Annotated in this window: 4 protein-coding genes; 3 read left to right on the plus strand and 1 reads right to left on the minus strand. The window is 68.0% G+C overall.

Features of this window, described 5'->3' with window-relative positions:
- Positions 1 to 170 precede the first annotated feature (170 nt).
- The 3 genes from ACIRRH_RS35030 (at position 171) to ACIRRH_RS35040 (ending at position 1,147) form a co-directional block, all read left to right on the plus strand.
- The gene (locus ACIRRH_RS35030; protein ID WP_403075563.1) at positions 171 to 413 is read left to right on the plus strand and encodes a helix-turn-helix domain-containing protein; all 243 of its coding nucleotides are present in this window, start codon (positions 171 to 173) and stop codon (positions 411 to 413) included.
- Positions 410 to 718, plus strand: coding sequence for a telomere-protecting terminal protein Tpg (tpg, locus tag ACIRRH_RS35035; protein WP_403075566.1), 309 nt, complete (start codon positions 410 to 412; stop codon positions 716 to 718). The genes ACIRRH_RS35030 and tpg overlap by 4 nt, the downstream gene beginning before the upstream one ends.
- Before the next feature lie 120 nt (positions 719 to 838).
- On the plus strand, positions 839 to 1,147 hold the full coding sequence (locus ACIRRH_RS35040) for a group II intron maturase-specific domain-containing protein (protein WP_403075568.1): 309 nt from the start codon (positions 839 to 841) through the stop codon (positions 1,145 to 1,147).
- A gap of 291 nt (positions 1,148 to 1,438) precedes the next feature.
- On the opposite strand, the gene ACIRRH_RS35045 is transcribed toward ACIRRH_RS35040, so the two are convergent.
- Positions 1,439 to 2,197, minus strand: coding sequence for a lyase family protein (locus ACIRRH_RS35045; RefSeq protein WP_403075582.1), 759 nt, complete (start codon positions 2,195 to 2,197; stop codon positions 1,439 to 1,441).
- Between the last annotated feature and the right edge of the window lie 58 nt (positions 2,198 to 2,255).

The following is a 2,255-nucleotide window of genomic DNA, read 5'->3' on the forward strand; positions in this document are numbered from 1 at the left end:
GGAGAGCCCGGTGGGGGCCGCGGCGGCGACCCGGGGCCCCCAATTGAGGGCGGGCGGCGTCGACCCCGGTGACTTTTCGCCCCGGGGGCCCCCCCCCCCCCCGGGGGGGGGCCGCCCACCTATGACCAGCAGCAGTGGCCGCCGACCTGGGCGGCCGGGAAGGAGAACGTGTGAGCCGGGAGATCGACGAGGGCCTGGAGCGTGCCGAGCGCACCCGTCCGATCCCGCAGTCCGTCCGGGCCCGGATGCGGTTCCTGCTCAAGGGTGCCAAGGGTTCGACCAAGGCACTGGCCGCGGACCTCGGCGTTTCCCAGCGCACTGTGCAGCGTTGGTTCAAGGGCCAGGGCACCCCGAAACCGGCCGCAGCCAAGGCCATCGAGACCAAGTCCGCGCCGCCTGGCAGCCGCGGGTGAAGCGGCGGGTACGCCGCGATGCCGAGAAGAACGGCTTCATGCTCCATATCCAGGCGACCTTCGGCTACAGCGCGGCCGGCGGCTCCACCGACGACCCCCGCCCCCGCACGATCACTCAGAAGATGCCCGGCTCCGTCGCCCGCCGCCTCTACGAGGCCCGGGACGCCGGAGCCAGCCAGGCCGAGCAGGAGCGGATCCTCGCCGAGTGCCTGCGCGAGCACTACTTCAAGGACAACGGACACCGCGCCAGCGGTCTCGATGTCGAGCTGAACGACATCGCGTGGATGGACGTGGAAGGGATCTGACCCCTCCACCGGCGTATGTGTCGCCGAAAAGGGCCAGTCCCGGCCGCCGAAAAGGGCCGGGACTTTTTCTTCGACCGACCGATCGAATTCACCCCAGAGCCCTCGGCGCGGGCGTTGGGGGTGCTGCGGGAGAAGATCCGCGCGGCGACCTCCAGGTCCCGGTCCGAAAGGCCGGTGGCCGCCGTGGTCGCCGACCTCAACCCGGTCTTGCGGGGCTGGGCAGCGTATTTTCGCAACGGCAACTCCGGGCGGAAGTTCAACGCGGTCGACGGCTACGTCCACGAGCGGCTGGCGATCTTCGCCAGCCGGAAACACGGCCTGCGGGGCCGGAACTGGACCACCCGTTACACCTACGCGTGGATCAGTCGGCTCGGGGTCTACCGCCTGACCGGGAACGTGCGCGGGGCGACGGCGCATGCCAGCCGGTGAACGATGTCGGAAAGCCGTGTGCGGGAGAACTGCATGCACGGTTTGAAGCGGCGGGGACTGGAAACGGGGCATCACGCCACCGCGCCAGTCCCCGACCCTACTGAAGCCGACCCGGCGGTAGCCGCCGCAGGCGACCGAGTCGGCGTCCTCGCCATCCACGTCGGCCTGCTCGTCGATATGCACGACAACAGCACCTTCGTCGGTTGGCGCCCAGCCAGGTACGGCTCCCTGCTTCCGATCACCGTTCTCCTCTCCCGGCCGGGTCGCCTCCACCACGGCCGGAGCCGCGCTTCAGGCGCCCGAAACGCCGTGGCCGACCATGGAGATCGGATCGACAACTGAGTCGAACGTCTCCTCGTCGACGTGACCGCTTGCTATGGCGGCATCTTTGAGTGTCTGGTCGTTGGCCAGCGCGGATTCGGCGATGTGAGCGGCGTTCTGGTAGCCGATGACGGGGCTCAGCGCCGTGACCAGCATCAGGCTCTCGTTCACGTACTGCGCTATTTTCGCCCGGTTGAGCTGGGTGCCGTTGACGGAGAACGTCCGGAACTTCTCCATCCCGTCGGCGAGGATGCGCGCGGAGTGCAGGAAGTTGTTGATGATCACTGGACGCATGGCGTTCAGCTCGAAGTTTCCCTGACTGCCGGCGAAGGCCACCGCGGAGTCGTTGCCGAGCACCTGGATTGCGATCATCACCATCGCTTCGCACTGGGTCGGGTTGACTTTGCCGGGCATGATCGAGGAGCCGGGTTCGTTCTGGGGCAGCAGCAATTCGGCGAACCCGGTGCGCGGACCCGAGGCCAACCACCGCATGTCGTTGGCGATCTTCATCAAGGCCACGGCCAGACCGCGCAGCGCCGCGTGCGCCCGCACCATCGGGTCCAGTGACCCCTGCGCCATGAACTTGTTCTCCGCCGTGACGAACGGCTTGCCGGTCAATTCGGCGATCTGTGCTGCGACGTCACGGCTGAAGCCCTCCGGGGCGTTCAGCCCCGTTCCGACGGCGGTGCCGCCTAGGGCACGTATTCGGTCGTGATCAATCTGTGTGATTCACCTTCGCGGCGGGTCCTGATCCGGTAGACCGTGGTGTGTGACGCGAGCGCAACTG

The sequence above is a fragment of the Kitasatospora sp. NPDC101235 genome (genome assembly GCF_044767505.1).
GTDB lineage: Bacteria > Actinomycetota > Actinomycetes > Streptomycetales > Streptomycetaceae > Kitasatospora.